The sequence below is a fragment of the Sphingomonas sp. P4_D12 genome (assembly GCF_056401895.1).
The window spans coordinates 204,482-227,421 of the sequence record NZ_JBFUIL010000003.1; the positions used below are offsets into that span (position 1 = coordinate 204,482).

A 22,940-nucleotide genomic window follows, 5' to 3' on the forward strand; every position below is an offset into this window, starting at 1 on the left:
AATTACGCATCGAGCGTAAAACCGAGGGCATTTGATGGTGAAGACGACTATGGCGGAAGCGGCAGAACCGGCTGAGACGGGCGACGCTCCGCTGATCGATCTCAACGATGCGGAAATCAAGAAGCTGGTCGCCCGCGCCAAAAAGCGCGGGTACATCACTGTCGACCAGCTCAACGAGATGTTGCCGCAGGACCAGATGTCCTCGGAACAGATCGAGGACGTGATGTCCGCGCTCAACGAAATGGGCGTCAACGTCGTCGAGAATGACGAGGGCGGCGAGGACGGCGAGGATCAGAAGGACGAGGACGAAGATATCGATCCGGTCGATTCGTCCGAGGAAAACGCCCCCGCGCTCGAGACCAAGAAAAAGGAAACGATCGACCGCACCGATGACCCGGTGCGGATGTACCTGCGCGAGATGGGCGCGGTCGAATTGCTCAGCCGTGAGGGTGAGATCGCAATCGCCAAGCGGATCGAGGCCGGCCGCGACACGATGATTCTCGGCCTGTGCGAATCGCCGATCACGTTCAACGCGATCATCGACTGGTCGACCGCGCTCAACGAAGGCACGATGCAGTTGCGCGAGATCCTCGATCTCGACGCGATGCTGTCCAAGGGCCCGTCGGCCGAGCAGGTCGAAAGCGCCGAGGACGACGATTCGGGCGAGATCAGCGAGAAGACCGCCGGCGCCAGCTTCAAGGAAGAGGAAGAGCCCGAGGAGGTCCAGGCGGCCGACGAGGACGAGGACGACATGACCGAGCGTCGTGCGCCGCGCATCTCGGACGACGAGGAAGAGGACAACACGCTCAGCCTCGCCCAGATGGAAGAACAGCTCAAGCCATTGGCGCTCGAGCGGTTCGCCAACATCACCTCGATCTACAAGAAATTCTCCAAGATGCAGGGGCAGCGCCTCGACGCGATGGGCGCCGGTGGCGAACTGTCGGCAGCCGAGGAGCGCAAGTACCAGAAGCTGCGCGAGGACCTCACCGCCGAAGTCGAGAGCGTCCAGTTCCACCAGGCGAAGATCGAATATCTGGTCGACCAGCTCTACAGCTTCAACCGGCGCCTGACTGCGCTGGGCGGGCAGATGCTGCGTCTGGCCGAGCGCCACAAGGTCGCCCGCGCCGATTTTCTCAATCGCTATCAGGGTCACGAGCTCGACGATTCGTGGCTGACGACGGTGGGCAGCCTCGACAAGAAGTGGACCGCCTTCGCTACGAACGAGGTCGGCGCGGTCGATCGCATCCGCGGCGAGATTTCGGAAATCTCGCAGCAGACCGGCATGGCGCTTCCCGAGTTCCGCCGCATCGTCAACATGGTGCAAAAGGGCGAGCGCGAGGCGCGGATCGCGAAGAAGGAGATGGTCGAGGCCAATCTCCGCCTCGTGATCTCGATCGCCAAGAAATACACCAACCGCGGGCTGCAATTCCTGGATTTGATCCAGGAAGGCAATATCGGTCTGATGAAGGCGGTCGATAAGTTCGAATATCGCCGTGGTTACAAATTCTCGACCTATGCGACCTGGTGGATCCGCCAGGCGATCACCCGCTCGATCGCCGACCAGGCGCGGACCATCCGCATCCCGGTCCATATGATCGAGACGATCAACAAGCTGGTGCGGACCAGCCGCCAGTTCCTCCACGAGCAGGGCCGCGAGCCGACGCCCGAGGAAATGGCCGAGCGCCTGTCGATGCCGCTCGAAAAGGTCCGCAAGGTGATGAAGATCGCCAAGGAACCGATCAGCCTCGAGACGCCGATCGGCGACGAAGAGGATTCGCATTTGGGCGATTTCATCGAGGACAAGAATGCGGTCATCCCGGTCGATGCCGCGATCCAGGCCAACCTCAAGGAAACGGTGACCCGCGTGCTCGCATCGCTCACCCCGCGCGAGGAACGCGTGCTGCGCATGCGCTTCGGCATCGGGATGAACACCGACCACACGCTCGAGGAAGTCGGCCAGCAGTTCAGCGTGACCCGCGAACGTATCCGCCAGATCGAGGCGAAGGCGCTGCGCAAGCTCAAGCACCCGAGCCGGTCGCGCAAGATGCGGAGTTTCTTGGACCAGTAAGTTCAAGCACCGAACGAAAAAGAGGCCGCGACGGGAAACCGCCGCGGCCTTTTTTTGTCTTCATAGCTCATCAAACCCCTCTCCCGCCTGCGGGAGAGGGAGGGACCCGCCGCGAAGCGGTGGGAGGGTGAGGGTCTTCTTACTTCTTCTGTTTCGCCACGCGCTCGGAATCGGAAGAAAGAAGACCCTCACCCAACCCTCTCCCGCAGGCGGGAGAGGGCTATAAGCGCCGTCATCAAGCGTCCCCGCCGTCCCCACTATTTCAACGGCAGAAACAACTCCGCGACCGCATCATGAACGGGTTCGTCCGGAGAAAAGGTAAGATACCGCCGGCAATAGATCGGAAAGTCCCGCACGTCCTCGCCACTCGCCGGCAACCAATCGCGATAAAGGAACAGCGCGGCGGGCTCCATATTGTTCGTGGCGCCGACGACGCGCAGCACCGCGCAGCGCCCGCCGGGGATCACGCCGGCCGTCATCCCTTCTTCGTTGGGCGCGACCGGCTGATCGGTGCCAACACACAGATCCATCGCGTAATCGGCCGCTACCGCGGGGGTTCGCTCGGACCGGAAGACGTTGATCGTCGGGCTCGTCGCGGGCGACAGGCCAGCCGCCTTGCGCCAGGCAATGAATCGCTGGATCGTGTCGCCCAGCGTCGCCCGGTCGCCCCGGTGCTCCATGATCGCCACCGGCATCGGCGGCACATCGCGGATCGTCACGTCGTCATGGGTAAAACTATGTTGCATGAGCTTACTCCTCGCATTGTCGAGAGGCCCGAAGGCCGCAAGCCACGGCTCCCAATCGGGAGATTTCCGGAACGACGATGGCGATTGCCCGAACCGTTGCCGAAAGGCGCGGGCAAAGGCGTCGGGCGCGTCGTAGCCGGCGTCCATCGCGATGTCCGTTACGCTGTCCGCACTGCAATGGGCGAGCTGGTGCGATGCACGCTTCATCCGGGCAAGCTGGACATAGCGATGCAGCGACAGTTCGAACGTCGCCATGAACTGCCGATGGAAATGGAATTTCGAGAAAGCCGCGACGCGGCTCACCGTTTCCAGATCGAGATCCCCGTCGAGATGCTGGTCGATATAATCCAGCACCCGCTGCATCTGGTCCTGATAGTTTTGAAGCGCCGCCTTCATCGTCCTTCCTCCGTGGCGGCACCAGCTAGTCGCTCATGGCTCTCGCTTGCTCGACCGATCTTGCGGTTCGGGATGGATCGATCGCAAGTGCGTAACGCGCCCGGGGCGCTCGCGATCACGCCCGCTTCAAAACGCCACGTATGGTCCGCCAACGCCTCCGGCGGGCCGGCCCTCGATCGCGGTATAGACCGTTCGTCCAAAGAAGAACGGCACGCCGAAATCGAAGCTGTTGGCGAACGGGAGCGGCGGTTTGACCAGCGTCGGATTGACGCCGAGCCCCGGGGCGACGGTCGATGACCCGGACACGTTCAGCGGGCTGTACAGCTCGAACGCCCCACTCGCGGTCACGCCGTTGGTCGCGGTCAGCAAAGGCGACAGCGGCGTCGGCATCGGCGGACAGTAAAAGGCGATCAGGCCAGCGTCGGTGCAGGGGTTCAGGCTGGTGTCGATGAAATAATAATCGTTGCTGCCGCTGTCGACGAAGCTCTGAGTCAGCTTCTTGCCATTATAGGTTGCGGCGAGCGTCCCCGGCCCCAGCTGGCTCGTCGAGGTAGTCAACGGCAACACATTGGCCGCGCTCAAGCTGTTATCGGCCTGCGTTCCGATGCCGAAGGTCACAGTGCCGGTCAGCGAGGTCGCGCCGGACTGCGCCACCGCCGGCAGCGATATGATCGTTCCGTTATTGTCGGAGGCGAAAGCCGCGACCGGATTGGGCAATTGCTGGAACGGCGCGGCAGCGTTCGCCGCGCGCGCGATCACGCTGCTGCAGCCACTGCTTGGGCAATCATAATAGATCGCGCCCGACGAGCCGCCATTGACCGTGCAAAAGCTGCCGCAATCGGTGGTGGTCGTACCGACGCCGATAATCCCGTTGGCGCCGAAATCCTGCACCGTCTGGATCGCGGTGCCGCCACCCGAGGAGCAGCTCGAGGGCACGCTGGCGAAGGTCCCGCTGTCGCCGATCGCCTGAAACGGCATGTTGGCGACCTTCTCCCCCGCGATCGAGAAATCGGCCGTTCGCACCGAGCCGAAGGCATAGGAATTCACGTACTGATAGCATTCGCCGACCGGATTGCTCGACGCGTCGGTTTCGGTCGGCAGCGCGGCGAGCAGGCCCGCGTTGAGCACGGGCTTGATGATACGCAAGCCGACCGAGCCGGTGTCGAGGATGACATGGTCGATCGTCTGGCAATTGATCGTCGAGCCCGGTGCACAGATGGTGACCGAGACATAGGGCTCGTTGAACGCGGTATACGCGCCGGTCCCGGTATTGAGCGCGGCCGGACCCGCATCCAGCGTGACCGTGGCGGTGTTGGCGGTGGGAGTCGGTGTCGGCGTGGGAGTCGGCGTTGGCGTAGGTGACGGTGTGGGGCTTGGCGTCGGCGCGGCGGCGATGGGCGTCGAGGATCCGGTGCCTCCCCCGCCGCACCCGACGAGCGCCAATGCGATCATCAGCCCGCCGAGATGTTTGCGGACCTTCATGGTTGTGTCGCCAGATCGTCGATTGAGAAGCCGGCCGGCGCCAGCGAGGGCACGAACGCCACTCCGTGGAACCAGCCCATATGGCCGCCGGCCTGGATCTGCAGATCGCGCTGCGCGACCTGCGGAGGACGGCGCAGCGAGTGCATTTGTCGCGCCGTCGCGACGCTATTCGACTGGAAGGTCGAGAAATACGGTCCGAACAGAGTCTTGAGATCGGGCTTGCCCGGGCCGGACCAGGTCACCGCGAAGACCGTTCCGGCGGCATTGGTGAACTCGCGCACCGAACCGCCATTCGGACGCGTCATTTCATGGCGCGTGTAGCGACCCATAGCGACCGACTTCATGCTGACGGCCATTCGCCCGCGATCCTCGGTGACGCTGGACATCGCGCCCCCGAGCTTCGCCGATGCAGCGGTGGAGAGAAACAGGCAGCTTGCCGCGAGGCCGAGGGCACCAACGCGATGGATCAGAGACACGGTCGAAAAACCCTCCAAACGCAACATCGCTGCGCACGTTGATCTCGCCGCGAACGATCGGCAGCGTATTCCTCGCCGGTGGCGAGTCAACGTCCATTTGGGTGGCGAATCTCGGCCGCCGCCCAAGCCAGGAGGCTGTTGTTTTCTGCCGGTCTTATGTCTTCACGTCGCTGTACACCGCGACGCTTGGCGCCACCGGGTCGAGCAGTATCCATAGAGCGATCCCGGTCGCAACGACCAGCAATGCCGCCACCATCGTCAGCGCGCGTCGCGGTTCGGGCATCAGCGGCAAGAGCAACACCGCGCTGATCGCTAGCGGAATCGCGGCAACCATCGGCATGCCAGGACCCACCGCCTGCAGCAGGAAGAATCCGAACCCGAGCATATAGCCGACACCCAGCGTCGCCGCGACGATCGTCGCAGCGATGCCAACGCTCCTTCCAGCGTAACGATCGATCGCCAGCGCCATCCCGCCAAGCATCAAGGGCATCGCGAAGGGGTAGGATGCCGTGGGCGCCAACGCCTGCATGACGACGCCGAGCGCCAGCAACGGAATCGCCGCCCCGGCGATGCTCCCCACCCCCGACGGAAGCCAATGGCGGATTGTCAGGAATGTGGCGAGACAGACGAGCAAGGCCTGAACCTGAAGCCGGGGAATCGCCGCGAGCCTGTCGTAATAATGGTTGTTTGCGCCGAACCCGATCGACACCATGTTGACGAGATACAACCACGCCATCGCGATAACGATCAGCGCGAGCAGCATACCCGTCCCCTTGGCGACCTCTCCGATCGTCGCACGCCGCCACGCTGCCGCGCCATAACCCAGCCCGCCGATCCCCAGGAACACCCAGCCCAGCGCCGCCGGATAGCTGACGAAGAACAGGCCGTAAGCGTCGAAGAACGTGCGGTCGGCCGCCCTGCCCGGCAGCACCGGCGCATCGGCCAGCGCGCGCGTCAAATCGAGCGTCTGGCGTCCCATGTCCTGCAACGCACCCTGGTCAAGCGCGTCGGGAGTTGCCAGCGGCGAATGATAGAGACCCGCGCGGCCGATGAACGCGAAATTGAATCCCGGATAGCCGAGTTTCTTGGCCACGGTCAGGTCGGTCGAATTGGGCAGTTTCTTGTAGATGAACACGCTGAGCGACGTCGCCACCGGCCGGCGCACAGCCTGTCCGAACAGGTCCATCATCGCGCCATTGTCGCTGCCCGTCTCGAACATCGATGCGCGCCCGCCGCCTCCGCGCGTCTCGAGATTGACGATCACGCCGACATGCGCGCGGCGCGAATCGGTGGCGAAGAACGCTTTCGCGCCTTCCAGCCCGAGTTCCTCGCCGTCGGTCAGCAGCACCATCACGTCTCGGCGCGGCTGGCCGCCCGCCTTGATCGCACGAATCGTCTCCAGCACCGATGCCACGCCCGCGCCGTCATCGGCAGCGGCGGGCGATCCCCAGACGCTGTCGTGATGGGCCATCAACAGGACCGCGGGTTGCGCGCGATCGCGACCGGGCAGGATCGCGATGATATTGGTAAGCGGCGGCGCGGGCGCGACTGCCTTGCTCCAACCATCGAGGCGCTTTTTGGCCGCGGTGCTCATCGTGCCGGTGGCGGTGGCGACTTCCAGGCCCATGCCTTTAAGACGTGCGACCAAATAGGCACGGACTTGCGCGTCCTCGGCGCTGCCAGTCGGATGCGGCGCGCGGCCGATCACGCGAACGTCCGTCATTGCCCGAATCGCCGAGAAAAGTGTGGTGGGCGCATCGGCGGGCACCGGCCCCGGCGGCGTTGTCGCCACGATCGCCAGGATCACCGCACCGGCCAGCGCGATCACCGCCGCCCACCATCTCGTCATGGCGTTCCTCCCCCGTCTCGATGCAATTGCTACAGGCGACCGGCGGGACCGGCAAGAATGCGCGCCGGCAAAGGGGCTGCCAAGGGGCTGCGCCGAAGTGCCCCGCTCCTGCGGCGGTTGCGACATACTTAAGGGCACATAAACCGCGTCTTTACGTGGTTCGGTATATCCCTCTGCCCCAAGAGTGCGCGGAGCCACATTGCATTGGGGAACCATGTCAGTCGAAACACTATCATTTGATCGTCGCGGTGGCGGGTGGAGCGTGCTCGCCGCGCTCGCCGATGCCGACGGCAGCGCGCGCCACCCGTTCATTCGCGCCATATGTGCGCCGGGTGCCGCGACGCGCGACCTCGCTGACGCGATCCACTTGCTGTGCGCATTGCACGGGCGCCATCCCGGGGTAATCGATCATGCGGTCGGCCATGGGCACAGCCAGACGGCCCAGCCGTGGCTGGAAGCCGCGGCCGAATCATTCGCCGACGAACGCGCCTTGCTCGCGCGCCTGACCGCCGCGGCCGGACCGATCCCCTCCACGCCGGGCCAGGCCGAATCGGAAGCCGCCGTCAATGCGCAGCGCCACGCGCTCGACATGCTGGCGCAGTCCGACCGCGCCGGGTGCGCGGTAGGCGCCTCGATCGCTTTGGTCCTCGACTGGCACGCGGTGCGCGCGCTGATGAGTGCCGCCGCCGATCGCGCGGGGTTCGCGCCGCTGCCGTCCAACCTGCCGATCGATGCCGAGACGCAGACGATCGCGGTGACATTGGCCTCCGAAGCGCCGGTCGAGCGCGCGATGAGCTTTGGCGCCCAACAGCTGCTCGCCCAGCATCGCGCGCTGTGGGATCTGGCCGAAGCCCGCAAGAGCGCGCGCGACCGGAGCTGAGCTTGCGTTTTCCCTTTGGGCAGTTCTAAGCAAACCCGAGTTTCGAAAAAATTCGGGGACAGCAATGATTCGCTTCGAAGGCACCCAGAGCTATGTCGCGACCGATGACCTGAAGGTCGCGGTCAATGCCGCGGTGACCCTTCGCCGTCCGCTACTGGTCAAGGGCGAGCCCGGTACCGGCAAGACCGTTCTGGCCTATGAGATCGCCAAGGCGGTCAACGCGCCGCTGATCGAGTGGAACGTCAAATCGACCACCAAGGCGCAGCAGGGCTTGTACGAATATGACGCAGTCGCCCGCCTGCGCGACGGCCAGTTGGGCGACGAGCGCGTCCACGATATCTCCAACTATATCCGCAAGGGCAAATTGTGGGAGGCGTTCACAGCGCCCGAGGTCCCCGTCCTGCTGATCGACGAGATCGACAAGGCCGATATCGAATTCCCCAACGACCTGCTCCAGGAACTCGATCGCATGGAATTCCATGTCTACGAGACCAAGGAGACGGTGCGCGCGGCCGAGCGGCCGATCGTCGTCATCACCTCGAACAACGAGAAGGAATTGCCCGACGCATTCCTGCGCCGCTGCTTTTTCCATTATATCAAATTCCCCGACCGCGACACGATGCAGGCGATCGTCGACGTCCACTTCCCCGGCATCCAGAAGATCCTGGTGTCGAAAGCGATGGACATTTTCTACGACGTCCGCGACGTCCCCGGCCTCAAGAAGAAGCCGTCGACCAGCGAGTTGCTCGATTGGCTCAAGCTGCTGCTCCACGAGGACATGCCGCTCGACGTGCTGCAGAATCGCGACCCGACGAAGGCGATCCCGCCGCTCCACGGCGCCTTGCTCAAGAACGAGCAGGACGTGATGCTGTTCGAACGGCTGGCGTTCATGGCTAAACGCCAGCAAGGCGGCACCCCGCGCTGATTGCGGCAGCAGATGGCGGCCCGCCTACCGCTCTGAACGACAAGCGCCTCAGATCAAATACCGTCACCCCAGCGCAAGCTGGGGTCTCAAGCCTCTTGAGATGAGCATCTGGTCGGATCGCCCCCCGGACGATCCTTAAGCATGCGGGGCATGCTTAACCTGATGCTCTTTCGCTGGCATGACGGGTAGATGAGCGATCATCCCTTGCAGCCCGGCGCCACCCGCTTCGCCCGCGTCCGCGCCAAGCTCGAGGCGGCGCAGCCGAGCAGCGGGTGGAAGTCGTGGGTCTACGAATTCCTGCTGTTCGGCTTCAAGCAAGGCTGGGCGTGTCTGTTCGGCGCGCTGATGCTCGTGCTGCTGCTCGGCGCGCACCTCTTCTACCCCGATGACGCGCCACTCGCTCGTAACGACTTCGTGACCTTGACGGCGATCGCGATCCAAATCGGCATGCTCGCCTTCCGGCTGGAGAATTGGGAAGAGGCTAGGATTATCCTGGCGTTCCACGTCACCGGTACGATCATGGAGCAGTTTAAGACACAGGCCGGCTCGTGGAATTATCCGGCCGGCGGCGTGCTCCATATCGGGCTGGTCCCGCTCTATTCCGGATTCATGTACGCCGCGGTGGGCAGCTATATCGCGCGCATCTGGCGCATCTTCGGGATTCATTTCGATCATTGGCCGTCCCGGCGCGCGCTGATCGCGCTTGCCGTCGCGATCTACGTCAATTTCTTCTCCCATCACTGGCTTCCCGATATCCGCTGGCTGCTGTTCGTGGTGATTGTCCTGATGTTCTGGCGCTCGCGTTTCTATTTCACCCCGTTCCGTCGCGAGCGCTGGATGCCGATCCTGCTCGGTTACTTTCTGGTCGCCCTGTTCATCTGGTTTGCCGAGAACATCAGTACCTTCGCCCACGCTTGGTCCTACCCGAACCAGCGTCATGGCTGGGCGATGGTGAGCCCCGCCAAGCTCGGTTCCTGGTATCTCCTCATGATCATCTCGGTAGTGATGGTGTCGCTGATCCATGGCGAGGACGGCGCGCCGAAAACACAGTCACCAGCTAATTAACCCCGTCCGCCAACCATCCGGTCAGGCAACCGCCCCTATGGCAGGCAGGCATGAGGAGATACCCCCCCCATCTCCGCGTGCTGGCGGTTACTCTTGCCCTGTTGGCGGGAATAGCCGCCCCAGCGCGCGCCGGAACATTGCTCGACTATGTCGGGCAGTGCGTGCCGTTCGCACGAGCGGCGTCCGGCATCCAGATCTATGGCGACGCCTGGACCTGGTGGGGCCAAGCCGAGGGTCGATATCGCCGCGGCCAGACCCCGCGCGCTGGAGCGGTCGTCGTCTTCCGCAAGACCGCCCGGCTGCCGCTCGGCCATGTCGCGGTGATCAGCCGGGTGGTCGACAGCCGGGTGGCGATGGTCACCCACGCCAATTGGTCGCGGATGAACGGCGAGCGCGGCCATGCCGAGCAGGACGTCACGCTGACCGACGTCAGCCCAGACAATGACTGGAGCGAAGTGCGCGTCTGGTATCGCGATGCCGATGGGCTCGGGTCGACCACCTTCCCCCTTTACGGCTTCATTTATCCATTGGCGCTGGACGGCCACAAGGCGAAGCCCGCTCCCGAACTGACCGGCCGCGATCCCGATTATGTCGGCGCGCTGATCGACGCCTATCGCTGACCTTTTGGGTGCGTTAAGACCGTACCCATGTTTCTGAACTTTCTCGACGAGCTTCGCGCTGCCGGCATCCCCGCGAGCATGAAGGAGCACCTGATCCTGCTCGAGGCGCTCGACAAGAACGTGATCGATCGCACGCCGGAGGATTTCTATTATCTCAGCCGCGCGGTGTACGTGAAGGACGAAGGCCTGCTCGATCGCTTCGATCAGGTCTTCGCCAAGGTCTTCAAGGGGATCGCCACCGCCTATGGCACCCAGCCGGCGGAAATCCCGGCGGATTGGCTGAAGGCGATCGCGGAGAAATATCTCTCCCCCGAAGAGATGGAGCAGATTAAGTCGCTCGGTTCCTGGGACGAGATCATGGAAACGCTCAAGAAGCGCCTGGAGGAACAGGAAAAGCGCCATCAGGGCGGCAACAAATGGATCGGCACCGGCGGCACCAGTCCCTATGGCAATTCGGGCTACAATCCTGAAGGCGTGCGGATCGGCGGCGAATCCAAGCATGGCCGCGCGATCAAGGTGTGGGATCAGCGCGAGTTCAAGAATCTCGACAGCACGCGCGAGCTCGGTACCCGCAACATCAAGATCGCGCTCCGCCGCCTGCGCCGCTTCGCGCGCGAAGGCTCGGCCGACGAACTCGATCTCGACGCGACGATCGAGGGCACGGCGCGCCAGGGCTGGCTCGACATCCATATGCGCCCCGAGCGGCATAATGCGGTCAAATTGCTGCTGTTCCTCGACGTCGGCGGATCGATGGATCCCTGGGTCAAGCTCTGCGAAGAATTGTTCTCGGCGGCGACGTCAGAGTTCAAGAACATGGAGTTCTTCTATTTCCACAACTGCCCGTATGAAGGCGTGTGGAAGGACAATCGCCGCCGCTTCACCGAGCGCACGCCGACCTGGGATGTGCTCCACAAATTCGGCCATGATTATAAATTGGTGATCGTCGGTGACGGATCGATGAGCCCCTACGAGATCACCCATCCCGGTGGTTCGGTCGAACATTTCAACGAGGAATCGGGGGCGGTGTGGCTGCACCGGATGACGACCACTTACCCCGCCGCGGTCTGGCTCAACCCGATCAAGGAAGAGCAATGGGGCTATTCGCAATCGATCAAGATCGTCCGCGAGCTGATGAACGACCGCATGTACCCGCTGACGCTGGTGGGGCTTGATGACGCGATGCGCGAGCTGACGCGCAAAAGGTGAGGGTCAAGCTCTAGAAGAAGTCGAGCTTCAGCACGCCTCTAACTGCGTGAGTTTTTCCTGAAACTTCTCGGCGAGTTCGAGCCGTCGTGCGCGCGCTTCCGCTGTCACGGCGTTCTTCGCGGCGATGCGCTCCTGGGCGACCCGGCGCGCATAAAAACGAATATCTGATTCCATAGCTGCGATCCCGATCCCCGCGATTCGGTTATCCACAGACCATGTCACGCTGATGACGCGATGCATCCCTTTTGGGATCAAAGGGGAGCGACTCGCGATAGAATGCGGGTTTCGCGTCGTTTTCGGCCAATCCAACGGTCAATAGAGCAAATGCGGCCGCCGTACCTCCGCCCAAACAGCCTCATCGGGAACGGTCAGCGAATCGAGATCGCCCGGCAGGGCGGCCGCATCGTCGACCCATTCACGCAGGTCCGTGCCGCCATTGATGACGTCGATCGCCAGTTTGTCGAAGACATATTCATAGGCGAAATCGCGCCATAGGTCGTAGTCGCCATAAATCGTGCGAACCGCCTTGAACGCCAGCGCCTGAAGCCGCCACGGGCGAAACGCGTCATGGTCATAGGCAGCGCCCTCGGCATGGATGAACACGCCGTTGCACAACCGCCCGACATGCTTGTGAAAGGTCGGCTGGAACCAGAGATCGCGCAGCGTGCAGCCGTCGAGCCATCGCGGCGCGATCCGCCTCATCTCGGCGATGACCGCGCGCGCGTCGATATCGGGGGCGCCGAACAGTTCGAGCGGGCGCGTCGTCCCGCGTCCCTCGCTCAAATTCGTGCCTTCGAGCATCACCGTCCCGGCATAAGCGCGTGCCATATTGATGTTGGCGGCATTGGGACTGGGATTGATCCAGGGGCGTTCGGGCGGCCAGCCGAAGCCGGGCGCCGCGTCGGGTTGCCATCCCTCCATCGCGATCACCCGATAATCGACGTCGAGCTTGTAATGATCGATGAACCAATGCCCCATCTCGCCCAGGGTCATGCCGTGCCGCATCGGCATCGGCCCCGCGCCGACAAAGCTTTCCCAACCGGGGCGCAAGGTTAGCCCTTCGATCGGCCGTCCCGCGGGGTTGGGTCGATCGAGCACCCACACCGACTTGCCGTGCGCCGCCGCCGCTTCGAGCACGTAGAGCAATGTCGTGACGAAGGTATAGATGCGGCAGCCGACGTCCTGAAGGTCGATCAGAATCGTGTCGAACGTGCCCATCGACTGGCCGGTCGGACGCCGCACTTCGCCGTACAGACTGAACACCGGCATGCCGTAGGTCGGATCGGTGAAGTCGGGCGACTCCATCATATTATCCTGCAGATCGCCGCGCACACCGTGCTGCGGACCGAACACCGCGGAGACGTTGAGCCCCGTCGCGACCAGCGCGTCGATCGAATGCGTCAGGTCCGCGGTGACCGAGGCCGGGTGCGCGAGCAACGCGACACGCTTGCTCTCGAGCGGTTTCCTCAGGTCTGGCTCGTCGAGGAGCCGGTCGATACCGAATTTCATGCGCGATCAGGTGCCGGGAGCCGCGCGACAAAGCAATCCGCGTTGTGAAAATCGGGCGGCCCGGCGGGGTGTTCCAGCGCCCAAAAGCTCTTCGACCCGTCGACCGCTTCGATCACGGCGGTAAGGCCGAGCCGCCAGTCCATGTCGGCGATATCGCCCAGGTCAATCCTGGCGGTGAGCGCGGGCGATCGCCATGACAGATCGGGAACCGCCGCAGCGTTGCGCATGCCGACGCGGTGCCCATCGAAGTGATAGGTCGCCCAGCGCCCCGAGGGCGACAGGTTGAGCTCGGTATAGCCCGCCTCCCCCGTCGGCTGGACGAACGCTTCTAAACAGGTGTGCGTCCATAATTCATCGGTCCGAGCCGATGCCATCGGCTCGGGCCAGAGGACGCGATCCAGCGCACCTTCAACCGAGTAGCGCAAGGACAGACGAGCGCCATCACGGGCGATCGCGACGTTGATCGCGATGACTGCCGTGCTCTTGAAATCGGGATGCGGCCGCAGCCAATAATCGGGCAAATCGACCTCTCTCGCTCAGTAGCGCTCGACGGCGAAGGATAGGCGCGCAGCCCTACCCTGTTCAAGCGGCGTCAAAACGCTTATGTGCGCGCGCAATCATGGCAACCAAACTTCCCGAACCGCCCCGCGTGGGTATGGTGTCCTTGGGCTGTCCCAAGAACCTGGTCGACAGCGAGCGCATCCTGACTAAGCTGCGGTCGGACGGCTATCAGCTGTCGCCCGATTATGCCGGCGCGGACGTCGTGCTGGTCAATACCTGCGGCTTTCTCGACTCCGCCAAGGAGGAAAGCCTGGAGGCTATCGGCGAGGCGATCGCCGAGAATGGCCGGGTCATCGTCACTGGCTGCATGGGCAAGGAAGCCCAGGTCATCCGCGACCGCTTCCCGGCCGTGCTCGCGATCACCGGCGCGCACGAATATGAGCAGGTCGTGGGCGCGGTGCACGAGGCCGCGCCGATGCCGCCCAACGCGTTCCTCAACCTGGTGCCCGAAAGCGGGCTCAAGCTTACCCCGCGTCATTACAGCTATTTGAAGATTTCGGAGGGCTGCAACCACCGCTGCGCTTTCTGCATCATCCCAAGCTTGCGCGGCGACCTGGTCAGCCGCCGCCCCGACGCGATTCTACGCGAGGCGGAAAAGCTGGTCGAAGCGGGCACCAAGGAACTGCTGGTCATCAGTCAGGATACGTCGGCCTATGGTGTCGATATCAAGCATTTCCCACGCATGTGGCACGGCAACGAAGTCCGCGCCCACATGACCGACCTGGCGCGCGAACTCGGCAAGATCGCGCCCTGGGTGCGGCTCCATTACGTCTACCCCTATCCGCATGTCGATCAGGTCATCCCGCTGATGGCGGAGGGGTTGGTGCTCCCCTATCTCGACATTCCGTTCCAGCACGCGAGCCGCAACGTGCTCAAGCTGATGCGCCGCCCGGCCAACGAGGCGAAGGTACTTGAGCGCATCAAGTCATGGCGCTCGATCGCGCCCGATATTGCAATCCGCTCGACCTTCGTGGTCGGCTTCCCCGGCGAAACCGAGGAGGATTTCGAGTATCTGCTCGACTGGCTGGACGAGGCCCAGCTCGACCGCGTCGGCGCCTTCCGCTTCGAACCGGTAGAGGGCGCGGCGGCGAACGCCTTACCCAACCATGTGCCGGAAGAAGTCAAGGAAGAGCGCTACGCGCGGATCATGGAAAAGACCGCAGCGATCAGCGCGGCCAAGCTTCAGGCCAAGGTCGGCCGCACGCTGCCGGTGATCATCGACGCGGTCGACGAGGACGGCGGCGCCACCGGCCGCAGCCAGGCCGATGCGCCCGAGATCGATGGCGAAGTTTTCCTGCGCGACGCCGGGCATCTCGCGGTGGGCGACATCACGCCGGTGCTGATCGAGGACGCCGACGAGCACGATTTATACGGCGTGCCCGCCTAAGAGGTCTATATTCGCTAGCGAATATAGACCCCAACTGTCCCGATCTCGGACAGCACTATTGCCAGACGCCGCGCGCCACCTAACAGAGTGGCGTCATGAAGATATGGGCGATCCTGTTGGGCCTGGTCGTGGCGCTGATTACGCCCGCCGCATCGGCGCAAATCGTGTCGGCGTCACTGCAGAAGATCGTCACGCCGGTCGATCCGATGGTGATGGCGACCGACGATTTCACGCGCCTCGCCAATCCCGCAATCTGGGACGGATTGTCGGTCAATCGTATCGAGTTTCGCGAAGATCGCGCCTTCTGGCGCCTCTATCGCATCGTCAATCTGCGTCATCCCGGCGGGCCATTATGGTTCGTGCCGCACGATAACGAGAATGCCGCATTCCAGGCCGCGATATTCGCGGTGCGATCCTATGGCGGCGTGGTGATCGCGATCGAGGAAGCGCGCTCGATCGATGGGCCCGACAGCCGGATGAACCCCGACGTCGCTTATGGCCGCTCGATCGACCCCAATCGCAATTTTCGCGACGATACGCCCAATTACGCCGCGACGGTGCTGGCGGATCTGGGCAGTCCGACGCGGCTGATCGTGGCGCTGCACACCAACGAGCCCGGCTATAGCGCCTCGGAATCGACCTGCACGCCGCCCGATGCCGGCTATACCGGCAAGGGCGAGATTTCGGTGCTGTTGTGCAGCGACCTCTATTCGCCGCGCCCGTCGATCCGCGCGGCCTGGCCCTATGACGACACCGACAGCGTCGCGATCGTCTCCTATCTCGGCGACCGCAGCCCGGCGAGCGGCTTTTGCGCGCGGCCGCTGTCCGATGCCGACATGAACATCATGTTCGAGCATGTCGTGACTAGCGACGGGTCGCTGTCGAATTATGCGCTGTTCCGCGGGTTGCCTTATGTGAATCTGGAAACGCAGGATCGCGGCACCGACCCGATCGGGCTCGGCAATGCGCGATCGCGGCTGCTGGCGATGATCGGCACGGTGATGACGCGCTGTGCGCCGGTCGAAGGCATTGCGCTGCGACTACCAGCAGTTCCGGTCCGCACGCCGGCACCGGCCAAGCGCAAGAAACGCCGTTAGGCGAGCAATTCCCGGATCTGCGCTGCCTCGGGCGAAGTCAGCGCTCCTCCGATCCCGCAGAGATACAGCGTGTTGGGCGCGCGTCCCGCCGTCGCCGGTTCGAGGCCGGCCGCAAGGCAGGCATCGAGCGGCGCGATCGTCGCACCGCGCCCGGCGCGGACGCTGATCAGCGCCTCTTCGAGTTCGGTGCAATGGTCATGACGGATCAGCGACGCCGGTTGGCGGCCGAACACGCGGTCGAACCAATGGCCGAACACATAGTCATATTCGTCATAGGTGATGAAACGCAGCCGCTCGATCGCATGGAGACTGCCGACATCGCCGATGGCGCCCACCAGCACCGCTTCTTCGCCCGCCAATTCGACCGATTCGACCGGTACCGCAGTCACCGCGCGATAGGTCACGGCCAGATCGATCTCCCCTGCCAGCAACACCGCGAGCAGGTCTTCGTGCGATCCGGTGCGAAACAGGATCGGCCGCGCATCCGGCATGCTCGCGAACAGAAGTGGCGCGAGCCGGTAGCGGCCGAACCCAGTCACCGCACCGACCCTGAGCGGTGTGACGAACCCGTCGTCGCGGTTGAGATAGACGCGCACCCTGTCGATCTCGTCGAGCGCGCGGCCAATCGTATCGAACAGCACCCTTCCCTGTGGAGTCAGCCGAAGTGCTCGGCCCGATCGCTCCATCAGCGTCACGCCGACATCGCGCTCGAATCGGCGAAGGTCGGCATGGACCGCGGGCGCCGATTTCCCGATCGCCCGTGCCGCTGCGGCGATCCCGCCGGCCCGCGCGACCGCGTGGAATATTGCCGCCCGCCGCAAGTCCGCACCCTCAAACATTCTGTCTAACCTAACGATTATCTCCTAGCTTTCGAATTACGGAATTACCGGGACAAGTCTACATTGCGAGTGAAGGAGAAATCCGATGCTCGTCCGACTGTCGCTCGCCTGTCTGCCGATTGCCGTCCCCGCCGTCGCGGCCGCGCAATCGGGCGGCACCGCCCATCTCTACGCTTACACGGTCAAGGACCGAGCCGCGTTCGAAGCCGGCTATCGTCAGCATTTGCGCTGGCATGCGGCTCATACCGACAAGCTCGCCTGGTTCGCCTGGTATGTGACGAACGGCGATCGCGCCGGCGCCTTTGTCGATGGGACGTTCGGGACGACACCCGACGGGCTGGCGGGTCGTCCCGATCCCGAGGGCGACGGCGCCGACTTCCGCGCCAATGCCGGGCCCTATGTCTCCGCGATCGGCGACGAAGGTTGGGAATTGTGGCGCGAAGCGAGCCGCACGACTCCGCTCGAACAGCGGCGACCGGGAGCATATCTGCACGTCTATGCGATTGCCGCGGACGATCCCGCCGCGTTCGAGGCCGCCATCGCCGCTCGGCGGCTGCAGGGCGCGACCTGGTATCGCAGCCTCGACGGAGCGCCCGGACGCTATCTGCTGATGCTCCCCGCGCGGTCGCCCGACGCTCCGGCGCCTATATCGCTGAGCGCCGGATCGATACGCACGCTGCGTGCCGAAACCTGGCGCTACGCCCCGCGCATGGCGCTCATGCCCGGTGTACCGCTGGCCCGCTGATTGCGCGCGGCGAATGGCGGCTTATAGCGAGCGGGCATTTCTTTCGGAGCCGCCCGCCGATGCGCTTTCTGCCGCTTGCCCTGCTTCTCGTCGCCACGCCAGCGCTCGCGCAGGATCTGACTCCCGCCGAAACCACTAAGGTCGATTCGATCGTCACCGACACGCTGGCGCGCAACGGCGTGCCCTCGGCATCGATCGCGATCGTGCGCGACGGCAAGATCGTATTCGCCAAAGCCTATGGCAAACAGTCCGAGACGATCGCAACGCCGCGCAGCGACGCCCCGTATCAGATCGCCTCGATCTCCAAGCAATTCACCGCCGCCGCGATCCTGATGCTCGAAGATGAGGGCAAACTCAGCCTCGATGACACGGTGGCCAAGTGGCTGCCTGGCATCACCGACGGCGACAAGATCACCATCCGCCAGCTGCTAAGCCACACGTCGGGCCTGCAGGACTATTGGCCCCAGGATTACAGTTTCGCGGCGATGGAAAAGCCGATCACGCCGCAGCAGATCGTCGATCGTTGGGCGAAGAAGCCGCTCGATTTCGCGCCCGGCACACAATGGCAATATTCGAACACCGGCTATGTCGTCGCCGGGATGATCGTCGAAAAGGCCGCGGGCAAGCCGCTGCTCGCCTATCTGCAGGACAAGGTATTCAAGCCGCTGGGGATGAAGGTGATCGATCAGGATCTCGCGGTCGGCAAAGGCTTTCCGCAAGGCTATCATCGCTATGCGCTCGGCCCGGTGCGGGTCGAGAAGCCGGCGGCGCGGGGCTGGCTGTTCGCGGCGGGCGAACTCGCCATGTCGGCAAGCGATCTCGCCAAATGGGACATCGCCCGGCTCAACCGCAGCGTGATGCCCGCTGACGACTGGCAGGTGCAAGAAACCCCGATCCTGCTGACCAACGGCAAGTCGACCAATTACGGCCTGGGGGTCTTCACTGGCACCGCCAAGGGGCATCGCTACGTCGAACATAGCGGCGAGGCGGTCGGATTCCTGTCCGAGAATATCGTCTATCCCGATGACAAGGCCGCCGTCGTGGTGCTGGTCAATTCGGACTTCTCCGACGCCTTTACCGGCATTGCCGGCCAGATTTCCGAGCTGATTTTGCCACCTGCCACCGAGCCGGCTGCTGCCGGCGACGCCGAAACGGCGAAGACCGCGCAGGCGCGCGCGATTTTCGACCAGTTGCGCGCGGGCAAGCTCGATCGCGCGACGATGACAGAGGACGCCAATTACTATTTCGACGCGACGGCGATCGGCGATTATCGCGACAGCCTGGCCAAGCTCGGTGACCCGGCGTCGTTCACCTTGACGCGGCCCGCGCGGCTGCGCGGCGGGTTCGTCAACCGCAACTATACCGTAACCTATGCGAACGGCACCAAGCTGGCCGTGGTGACCTACGCCGAGCCCGACGGCGCCGGCCGCTACGAACAATTCATCGTGATGCCCGCCGAGTGACCGGCGCTCTCGACCAGATGATCCGCTTTCCCGACGAGACCGCCACATGACCGACTTCGCCGCCCTCCTCCAGCCCGATCGCGGCCAGTCCGCCCGCGCGATCGAGGTCGTCCATCCCGACGGGTTCGCCGATTGGCTGGCCGCGCAACCGCCGCGCGTGCGGGCGATGCTCACCGCTGCCCGGGCGACCGGTAAGGCTGGGAACAAGGCGATCCTTCCCGGCGAGGGCGCCGAGGATTGGTCGGTACTGCATGTCTGCGACGAAGCCGCGACGTCGCCATGGCGTATCGCGTCCCAGCCCGATTTCCTGCCCGAAGGTACGTATCGACTGAAGAGCGGCGATTTGGGTGCAGCGGGTCTCGGCTGGCTGCTCGCACAGCATCGCTTCGACAAATATACCAAGCCCGACAAGGACAGCGGGCCGCGCGTCCTGCTGACCAGCGATCCCGCGGCGATCGACGAAACGGTCAGGCTCGCGCAGGCGACCGCGTTGGTCCGCGACCTGGTCAATCTCGGCTCGTCCGACATGGGCCCGGCCGAGCTCGAGGCCGAAGCGGCGAAGCTCGCCAAGACGTTCGATGCGACGCTGACGGTCACGCGCGGCGATGCGCTGGCGACGGGCTATCCGATGATCGACGCAGTGGGCCGCGCCGCCGCCAAGCATCGCGCGCCGCGCTTGATCGAGATCGAATGGGGCAATCCCAAACATCCGCGCGTTGCCGTGCTCGGCAAGGGCGTGTGCTTCGATTCGGGCGGGCTCGACATCAAGCCGGCGAGCGGCATGCGGCTGATGAAGAAGGATATGGGCGGCGCGGCGCATGCGCTGGCGCTGGCCAATCTGATCATGGGCGCACGACTGCCCATTCGCATGCACGTGCTGATCCCCGCAGTCGAGAACGCGATTTCGGCCGATGCTTTCCGCCCGGGCGACGTGCTCAGGACGCGCAAGGGACTGACGGTCGAGAATACCAACACCGATGCCGAAGGGCGGCTGGTGCTCGGCGATGCGTTGACCAAGGCCGGCGAAGCGAAGCCCGAACTGGTGATCGACTATGCTACGCTGACCGGCGCGGCGCGCGTCGCGCTCGGTCCCGATCTGCCCGCCACCTTCATCAGCGACGAGGTGCTGGCCGCCGATCTGATCGAGGCGGGCACCACGGTCCACGACCCGTTGTGGCGGCTGCCGTTATGGGACGGCTATGACGAATATCTCAAGTCCGACATCGCCGATCTGATCAACGCCCCCGACAACGGCTATGCCGGCGCCGTCACCGCTGCCCTGTTCCTGCGCCGCTTCGCGCCCGAAGGTGTGCCCTGGGCGCATCTCGATACCTTCGCCTGGCGCCCGACCGCCAAGCCGGGACGTCCCAAGGGCGGCGATGCCCTGGGCGTGCGCGCAGCCTGGGCGATGCTCAAGAAACGCTACGGAGGCTAATGTCGTTTCTACGCTTCCCCGGCGAAGGCCGGGGTCCAGCGTCACCGCGACCAATTGGCTAGGCGGCACCTATCCAACATAAGGCGTTGCAACTGGCCCCCGCCTTCGCCGGGGAGGCGTGAATAGAGAATCCGTCAGGCCGGCCGCCCCCCGCCGCGCACCATGCCCAGGATATCGTCGAGCGGATTGCCGTCGTGATTGGCATCGAGCATCGATGCCAGCCCGCCGAGACTGCCGAAGATGCCGCCGGCCGGCGCCGCGGCGGGTGCCGCCGGGATAACGGGAGCAGCACTCCCGCCGCCGCCCGCGATCATCGACGTGAGGACGCTGGCGGCGATCCCGCCCATCACGCCACCGCCCATCTTCTTAGATACTTGTTGCGCGACCAGCCCGGCGACGATCGGCAGCATCGCCTTCATGATCGTGTCGCTGATCCCGGTTTGCGCCGAGGCGGCGGTCGCGACCGAGCGACTGACGTCCTTCGATCCGAAAATCTGGCCGAGCACGGCATTGCCGGCATCGGTGTCGGTTGCCGGCGATGTGGTCGCGCCGGCAATGTCGGCGACTGAGCCGAGCCCGCCGCCCTGTTCGACCTTCTTCAATCCGCCGAGGACCGCCGGCAACAAGGCGCCGACCGCCGCATTGGCCTGGTCGGGGGTCAGCCCGAATTGCTGCGCGAGCGCGCCGACATCGACTTGTGGTGCCGCGCCGGCGTCACCGCCGGTTGCGCCTGTCGCCTGCTGTAGAAGCTGTCCGAGAATATCCATTGCCGCGACTCCTTGAAGAGGAAGGTCACCAAGCTAGTTCGGATTCCGACGCAAACCTACCGCAATCAGGCGGTGGCGGAGCGTACCGCGTCGATCAATACGAAAGCAATGCGCGCAAGGTGGTCCGACCTGTTTTCCCACCCATGCGGCGTCCCGCGCTGGATCAGGATGTCGCCTGCGCGCAGGATCGTCTCGTCACGATCCATCACCGCGACGATCTCACCGTGCAGCACGATCGCGTAATCCACCGTATCGGTGGTGTGCATGCTCGCCGAGCGCGTGCTGCCTTCGTGGTGATCGGCATCGGGATAGAGCGCGGCGAACACCGCCTTGACCATCGCGGCGCGCTGTTCCGGCGTCGCGTCGCCGATCGGCGGGAAGTCGATCACGCGCAGCACGGTGCCGCTGCTCGGCGGCAGCACGCCGCGATGCTCGGCAATGTCATCTGGCGCGTCGATCGCGCCCGGTGCCGCATGCGTCCGCCACATATTGGTGCTGCGATAGGTCGAGCCGGGCAAGACGAACTCGGCTGGGCTGGCGCCGTCCTCGGCGATGTACGAGCGCCCGTCCGCGTCAATCGCGGTGACAACGCGGCGTGGCGCCGGTAGCGGCGTATCGCTCATGCTGACAGAGCCTTGGCGGCCTGGATGATCGGGACGAACTTGTCCGCGGTCAGGCTGGCGCCTCCGACCAGGGCGCCGTCGACATTGTCGAGCGCGAGGATCTCGCCGGCATTCGTTCCGGTCACCGATCCCCCGTAGAGAATCCGCACGTCGAGCGCCGGGTCGCCGATCATCTGGCGCAACTTGGCTCGCGCGATCGCATGCATCGCCGCGATCTCCTCCATCGTCGGCGTGCGGCCGGTACCGATCGCCCAGCGCGGCTCATAGGCAAGCGTCAGCCAGTCGGCACGCGCATCGTCGGGCAAGGATTTCTCGATCTGCGCTTGGACCACGCGTTCGGCGCGGCCCGCGTCACGCTCGGCCTGGGTTTCGCCGACGCAGAGGATGACGCCCAATCCGTGACGGTGCGCCGCCGAGGACTTCATATAGGCGTCGTGGCTAGTCTCGTGCTGGTCGCCGCGGCGTTCGGAATGGCCGACAATGGTGAAGACAGCACCGGCTTCCTTGACCATCGGGGCTGAGATGCAGCCAGTATGCGCGCCGCTATCCGCCTCGTGCACGTCCTCCGCCCCGATCGCGAGGGAAGGCAGGCGTGCATGCGCAGGCGCGATCAGGGTAGCCGGGACGGCAACCGCAACATCCACTCCCGGCGCCGCGGCGGCGGCGGCCGCGATGCCGTCGAGCTCGGCGAGCGTCGCCAGGCTGCCGTTCATTTTCCAATTGCCCGCGATCAGCTTGCGCCGTGTCATGTTTCCTCCCGCTTTCGCTCCCCGATAGCGCTCGCGGTGGCACGTGCAAGCG

At 64.3% G+C, this 22,940-nt stretch carries 22 protein-coding genes; 11 read left to right on the forward strand and 11 right to left on the reverse strand.

Features of this window, described 5'->3' with window-relative positions; genetic code table 11:
* The first annotated feature begins 34 nt into the window (after window positions 1-34).
* Complete coding sequence (gene rpoD, locus AC1DSD_RS06920) at window positions 35-2,068, forward strand: RNA polymerase sigma factor RpoD (protein WP_478029206.1); 2,034 nt, start codon at window positions 35-37, stop codon at window positions 2,066-2,068.
* 257 nt (window positions 2,069-2,325) lie between these two features.
* Here rpoD and AC1DSD_RS06925 read toward each other — a convergent pair whose 3' ends face one another.
* The 4 genes from AC1DSD_RS06925 to AC1DSD_RS06940 form a co-directional block, all read right to left on the reverse strand.
* Window positions 2,326-3,210 carry an AraC family transcriptional regulator gene (locus AC1DSD_RS06925; protein ID WP_478029207.1) on the reverse strand — a complete coding sequence of 295 codons (885 nt, stop codon included), beginning with the start codon at window positions 3,208-3,210 and terminating at the stop codon, window positions 2,326-2,328.
* A gap of 126 nt (window positions 3,211-3,336) precedes the next feature.
* Window positions 3,337-4,692 carry a DUF3443 family protein gene (locus tag AC1DSD_RS06930; RefSeq protein WP_478029208.1) on the reverse strand — a complete coding sequence of 452 codons (1,356 nt, stop codon included), beginning with the start codon at window positions 4,690-4,692 and terminating at the stop codon, window positions 3,337-3,339.
* Entirely contained in the window at window positions 4,689-5,195 is a 507-nt protein-coding gene (locus AC1DSD_RS06935) for a DUF2844 domain-containing protein (RefSeq protein ID WP_478029209.1), read from the reverse strand. The genes AC1DSD_RS06930 and AC1DSD_RS06935 overlap by 4 nt, the downstream gene beginning before the upstream one ends.
* A gap of 127 nt (window positions 5,196-5,322) precedes the next feature.
* Entirely contained in the window at window positions 5,323-7,017 is a 1,695-nt protein-coding gene (locus AC1DSD_RS06940; RefSeq protein ID WP_478029210.1) for a M28 family peptidase, read from the reverse strand.
* 214 nt (window positions 7,018-7,231) lie between these two features.
* On the opposite strand from AC1DSD_RS06940, the gene AC1DSD_RS06945 reads away from it, so the two are divergent.
* The 5 genes from AC1DSD_RS06945 (at window position 7,232) to AC1DSD_RS06965 (ending at window position 11,713) form a co-directional block, all read left to right on the forward strand.
* On the forward strand, window positions 7,232-7,897 hold the full coding sequence (locus AC1DSD_RS06945; protein WP_478029211.1) for a DUF6975 family protein: 666 nt from the start codon (window positions 7,232-7,234) through the stop codon (window positions 7,895-7,897).
* 67 nt (window positions 7,898-7,964) lie between these two features.
* Window positions 7,965-8,822, forward strand: a complete 858-nt coding sequence (locus tag AC1DSD_RS06950; protein WP_478029529.1) for an AAA family ATPase — start codon at window positions 7,965-7,967, stop codon at window positions 8,820-8,822.
* A 189-nt stretch (window positions 8,823-9,011) separates the two neighbouring features.
* On the forward strand, window positions 9,012-9,887 hold the full coding sequence (locus AC1DSD_RS06955; protein ID WP_478029212.1) for a DUF817 domain-containing protein: 876 nt from the start codon (window positions 9,012-9,014) through the stop codon (window positions 9,885-9,887).
* 50 nt (window positions 9,888-9,937) lie between these two features.
* Window positions 9,938-10,507 carry a CHAP domain-containing protein gene (locus AC1DSD_RS06960; RefSeq protein ID WP_478029213.1) on the forward strand — a complete coding sequence of 190 codons (570 nt, stop codon included), beginning with the start codon at window positions 9,938-9,940 and terminating at the stop codon, window positions 10,505-10,507.
* A gap of 27 nt (window positions 10,508-10,534) precedes the next feature.
* On the forward strand, window positions 10,535-11,713 hold the full coding sequence (locus AC1DSD_RS06965) for a vWA domain-containing protein (protein WP_478029214.1): 1,179 nt from the start codon (window positions 10,535-10,537) through the stop codon (window positions 11,711-11,713).
* Between the two features lie 27 nt (window positions 11,714-11,740).
* Here the strand turns inward: AC1DSD_RS06965 and AC1DSD_RS06970 are convergent, their stop codons facing one another.
* From AC1DSD_RS06970 to AC1DSD_RS06980, 3 genes are all read right to left on the reverse strand, one after another.
* The gene (locus AC1DSD_RS06970; RefSeq protein ID WP_478029215.1) at window positions 11,741-11,953 is read right to left on the reverse strand and encodes a hypothetical protein; all 213 of its coding nucleotides are present in this window, start codon (window positions 11,951-11,953) and stop codon (window positions 11,741-11,743) included.
* A 72-nt stretch (window positions 11,954-12,025) separates the two neighbouring features.
* Window positions 12,026-13,222, reverse strand: a complete 1,197-nt coding sequence (locus AC1DSD_RS06975) for an exo-beta-N-acetylmuramidase NamZ family protein (RefSeq protein WP_478029216.1) — start codon at window positions 13,220-13,222, stop codon at window positions 12,026-12,028.
* Complete coding sequence (locus AC1DSD_RS06980; protein ID WP_478029217.1) at window positions 13,219-13,743, reverse strand: DOMON-like domain-containing protein; 525 nt, start codon at window positions 13,741-13,743, stop codon at window positions 13,219-13,221. The genes AC1DSD_RS06975 and AC1DSD_RS06980 overlap by 4 nt, the downstream gene beginning before the upstream one ends.
* A gap of 98 nt (window positions 13,744-13,841) precedes the next feature.
* Between AC1DSD_RS06980 and rimO the strand changes: the two genes are divergently transcribed.
* Together rimO and AC1DSD_RS06990 are read left to right on the forward strand one after the other, a co-directional pair.
* The gene (rimO, locus tag AC1DSD_RS06985) at window positions 13,842-15,170 is read left to right on the forward strand and encodes a 30S ribosomal protein S12 methylthiotransferase RimO (protein ID WP_478029218.1); all 1,329 of its coding nucleotides are present in this window, start codon (window positions 13,842-13,844) and stop codon (window positions 15,168-15,170) included.
* A gap of 95 nt (window positions 15,171-15,265) precedes the next feature.
* Entirely contained in the window at window positions 15,266-16,267 is a 1,002-nt protein-coding gene (locus AC1DSD_RS06990) for a hypothetical protein (protein WP_478029219.1), read from the forward strand.
* Here AC1DSD_RS06990 and AC1DSD_RS06995 read toward each other — a convergent pair.
* Window positions 16,264-17,106 (reverse strand): LysR family transcriptional regulator, encoded by an 843-nt coding sequence (locus AC1DSD_RS06995; RefSeq protein ID WP_478029220.1) that lies wholly within the window; start codon window positions 17,104-17,106, stop codon window positions 16,264-16,266. The two genes, AC1DSD_RS06990 and AC1DSD_RS06995, sit on opposite strands and share 4 nt — an antisense overlap.
* A gap of 85 nt (window positions 17,107-17,191) precedes the next feature.
* Between AC1DSD_RS06995 and AC1DSD_RS07000 the strand changes: the two genes are divergently transcribed.
* From AC1DSD_RS07000 to AC1DSD_RS07010, 3 genes are read left to right on the forward strand one after another with little or no spacing between them, the layout of a single operon-like run.
* On the forward strand, window positions 17,192-17,851 hold the full coding sequence (locus AC1DSD_RS07000; RefSeq protein WP_478029221.1) for a hypothetical protein: 660 nt from the start codon (window positions 17,192-17,194) through the stop codon (window positions 17,849-17,851).
* 59 nt (window positions 17,852-17,910) lie between these two features.
* Window positions 17,911-19,314: a serine hydrolase domain-containing protein gene (locus AC1DSD_RS07005; RefSeq protein ID WP_478029222.1), complete on the forward strand. Its 1,404-nt coding sequence runs from the start codon at window positions 17,911-17,913 to the stop codon at window positions 19,312-19,314.
* A gap of 46 nt (window positions 19,315-19,360) precedes the next feature.
* Window positions 19,361-20,749, forward strand: a complete 1,389-nt coding sequence (locus AC1DSD_RS07010) for a leucyl aminopeptidase family protein (protein WP_478029223.1) — start codon at window positions 19,361-19,363, stop codon at window positions 20,747-20,749.
* Window positions 20,750-20,883: 134 nt separating this feature from the next.
* Here AC1DSD_RS07010 and AC1DSD_RS07015 read toward each other — a convergent pair whose 3' ends face one another.
* The 3 genes from AC1DSD_RS07015 to tpiA form a co-directional block, all read right to left on the reverse strand.
* Entirely contained in the window at window positions 20,884-21,516 is a 633-nt protein-coding gene (locus AC1DSD_RS07015) for a DUF937 domain-containing protein (RefSeq protein ID WP_478029224.1), read from the reverse strand.
* Window positions 21,517-21,581: 65 nt separating this feature from the next.
* Window positions 21,582-22,139 (reverse strand): cupin domain-containing protein, encoded by a 558-nt coding sequence (locus AC1DSD_RS07020; protein ID WP_478029225.1) that lies wholly within the window; start codon window positions 22,137-22,139, stop codon window positions 21,582-21,584.
* Window positions 22,136-22,888, reverse strand: coding sequence for a triose-phosphate isomerase (tpiA, locus tag AC1DSD_RS07025; RefSeq protein WP_478029226.1), 753 nt, complete (start codon window positions 22,886-22,888; stop codon window positions 22,136-22,138). The genes AC1DSD_RS07020 and tpiA overlap by 4 nt, the downstream gene beginning before the upstream one ends.
* Window positions 22,889-22,940: the final 52 nt, after the last annotated feature.

Coding starts and splice junctions, on each gene's coding strand:
- AC1DSD_RS07000 (WP_478029221.1), top strand. CDS start 17,192: ATGCTCGTCCGACTGTCGCTCGCCTGTCTGCCGATTGCCGTCCCCGCC.
- AC1DSD_RS06940 (WP_478029210.1), bottom strand. CDS start 7,017: ATGACGAGATGGTGGGCGGCGGTGATCGCGCTGGCCGGTGCGGTGATC.
- AC1DSD_RS06975 (WP_478029216.1), bottom strand. CDS start 13,222: ATGAAATTCGGTATCGACCGGCTCCTCGACGAGCCAGACCTGAGGAAA.
- AC1DSD_RS06995 (WP_478029220.1), bottom strand. CDS start 17,106: ATGTTTGAGGGTGCGGACTTGCGGCGGGCGGCAATATTCCACGCGGTC.
- rimO (WP_478029218.1), top strand. CDS start 13,842: ATGGCAACCAAACTTCCCGAACCGCCCCGCGTGGGTATGGTGTCCTTG.
- tpiA (WP_478029226.1), bottom strand. CDS start 22,888: ATGACACGGCGCAAGCTGATCGCGGGCAATTGGAAAATGAACGGCAGC.
- AC1DSD_RS06930 (WP_478029208.1), bottom strand. CDS start 4,692: ATGAAGGTCCGCAAACATCTCGGCGGGCTGATGATCGCATTGGCGCTC.
- AC1DSD_RS06955 (WP_478029212.1), top strand. CDS start 9,012: ATGAGCGATCATCCCTTGCAGCCCGGCGCCACCCGCTTCGCCCGCGTC.
- AC1DSD_RS06965 (WP_478029214.1), top strand. CDS start 10,535: ATGTTTCTGAACTTTCTCGACGAGCTTCGCGCTGCCGGCATCCCCGCG.
- AC1DSD_RS06945 (WP_478029211.1), top strand. CDS start 7,232: ATGTCAGTCGAAACACTATCATTTGATCGTCGCGGTGGCGGGTGGAGC.
- AC1DSD_RS07010 (WP_478029223.1), top strand. CDS start 19,361: ATGACCGACTTCGCCGCCCTCCTCCAGCCCGATCGCGGCCAGTCCGCC.
- AC1DSD_RS06960 (WP_478029213.1), top strand. CDS start 9,938: ATGAGGAGATACCCCCCCCATCTCCGCGTGCTGGCGGTTACTCTTGCC.
- AC1DSD_RS07015 (WP_478029224.1), bottom strand. CDS start 21,516: ATGGATATTCTCGGACAGCTTCTACAGCAGGCGACAGGCGCAACCGGC.
- AC1DSD_RS06935 (WP_478029209.1), bottom strand. CDS start 5,195: ATGTTGCGTTTGGAGGGTTTTTCGACCGTGTCTCTGATCCATCGCGTT.
- AC1DSD_RS06925 (WP_478029207.1), bottom strand. CDS start 3,210: ATGAAGGCGGCGCTTCAAAACTATCAGGACCAGATGCAGCGGGTGCTG.
- rpoD (WP_478029206.1), top strand. CDS start 35: ATGGTGAAGACGACTATGGCGGAAGCGGCAGAACCGGCTGAGACGGGC.
- AC1DSD_RS06970 (WP_478029215.1), bottom strand. CDS start 11,953: ATGCATCGCGTCATCAGCGTGACATGGTCTGTGGATAACCGAATCGCG.
- AC1DSD_RS07005 (WP_478029222.1), top strand. CDS start 17,911: ATGCGCTTTCTGCCGCTTGCCCTGCTTCTCGTCGCCACGCCAGCGCTC.
- AC1DSD_RS06990 (WP_478029219.1), top strand. CDS start 15,266: ATGAAGATATGGGCGATCCTGTTGGGCCTGGTCGTGGCGCTGATTACG.
- AC1DSD_RS07020 (WP_478029225.1), bottom strand. CDS start 22,139: ATGAGCGATACGCCGCTACCGGCGCCACGCCGCGTTGTCACCGCGATT.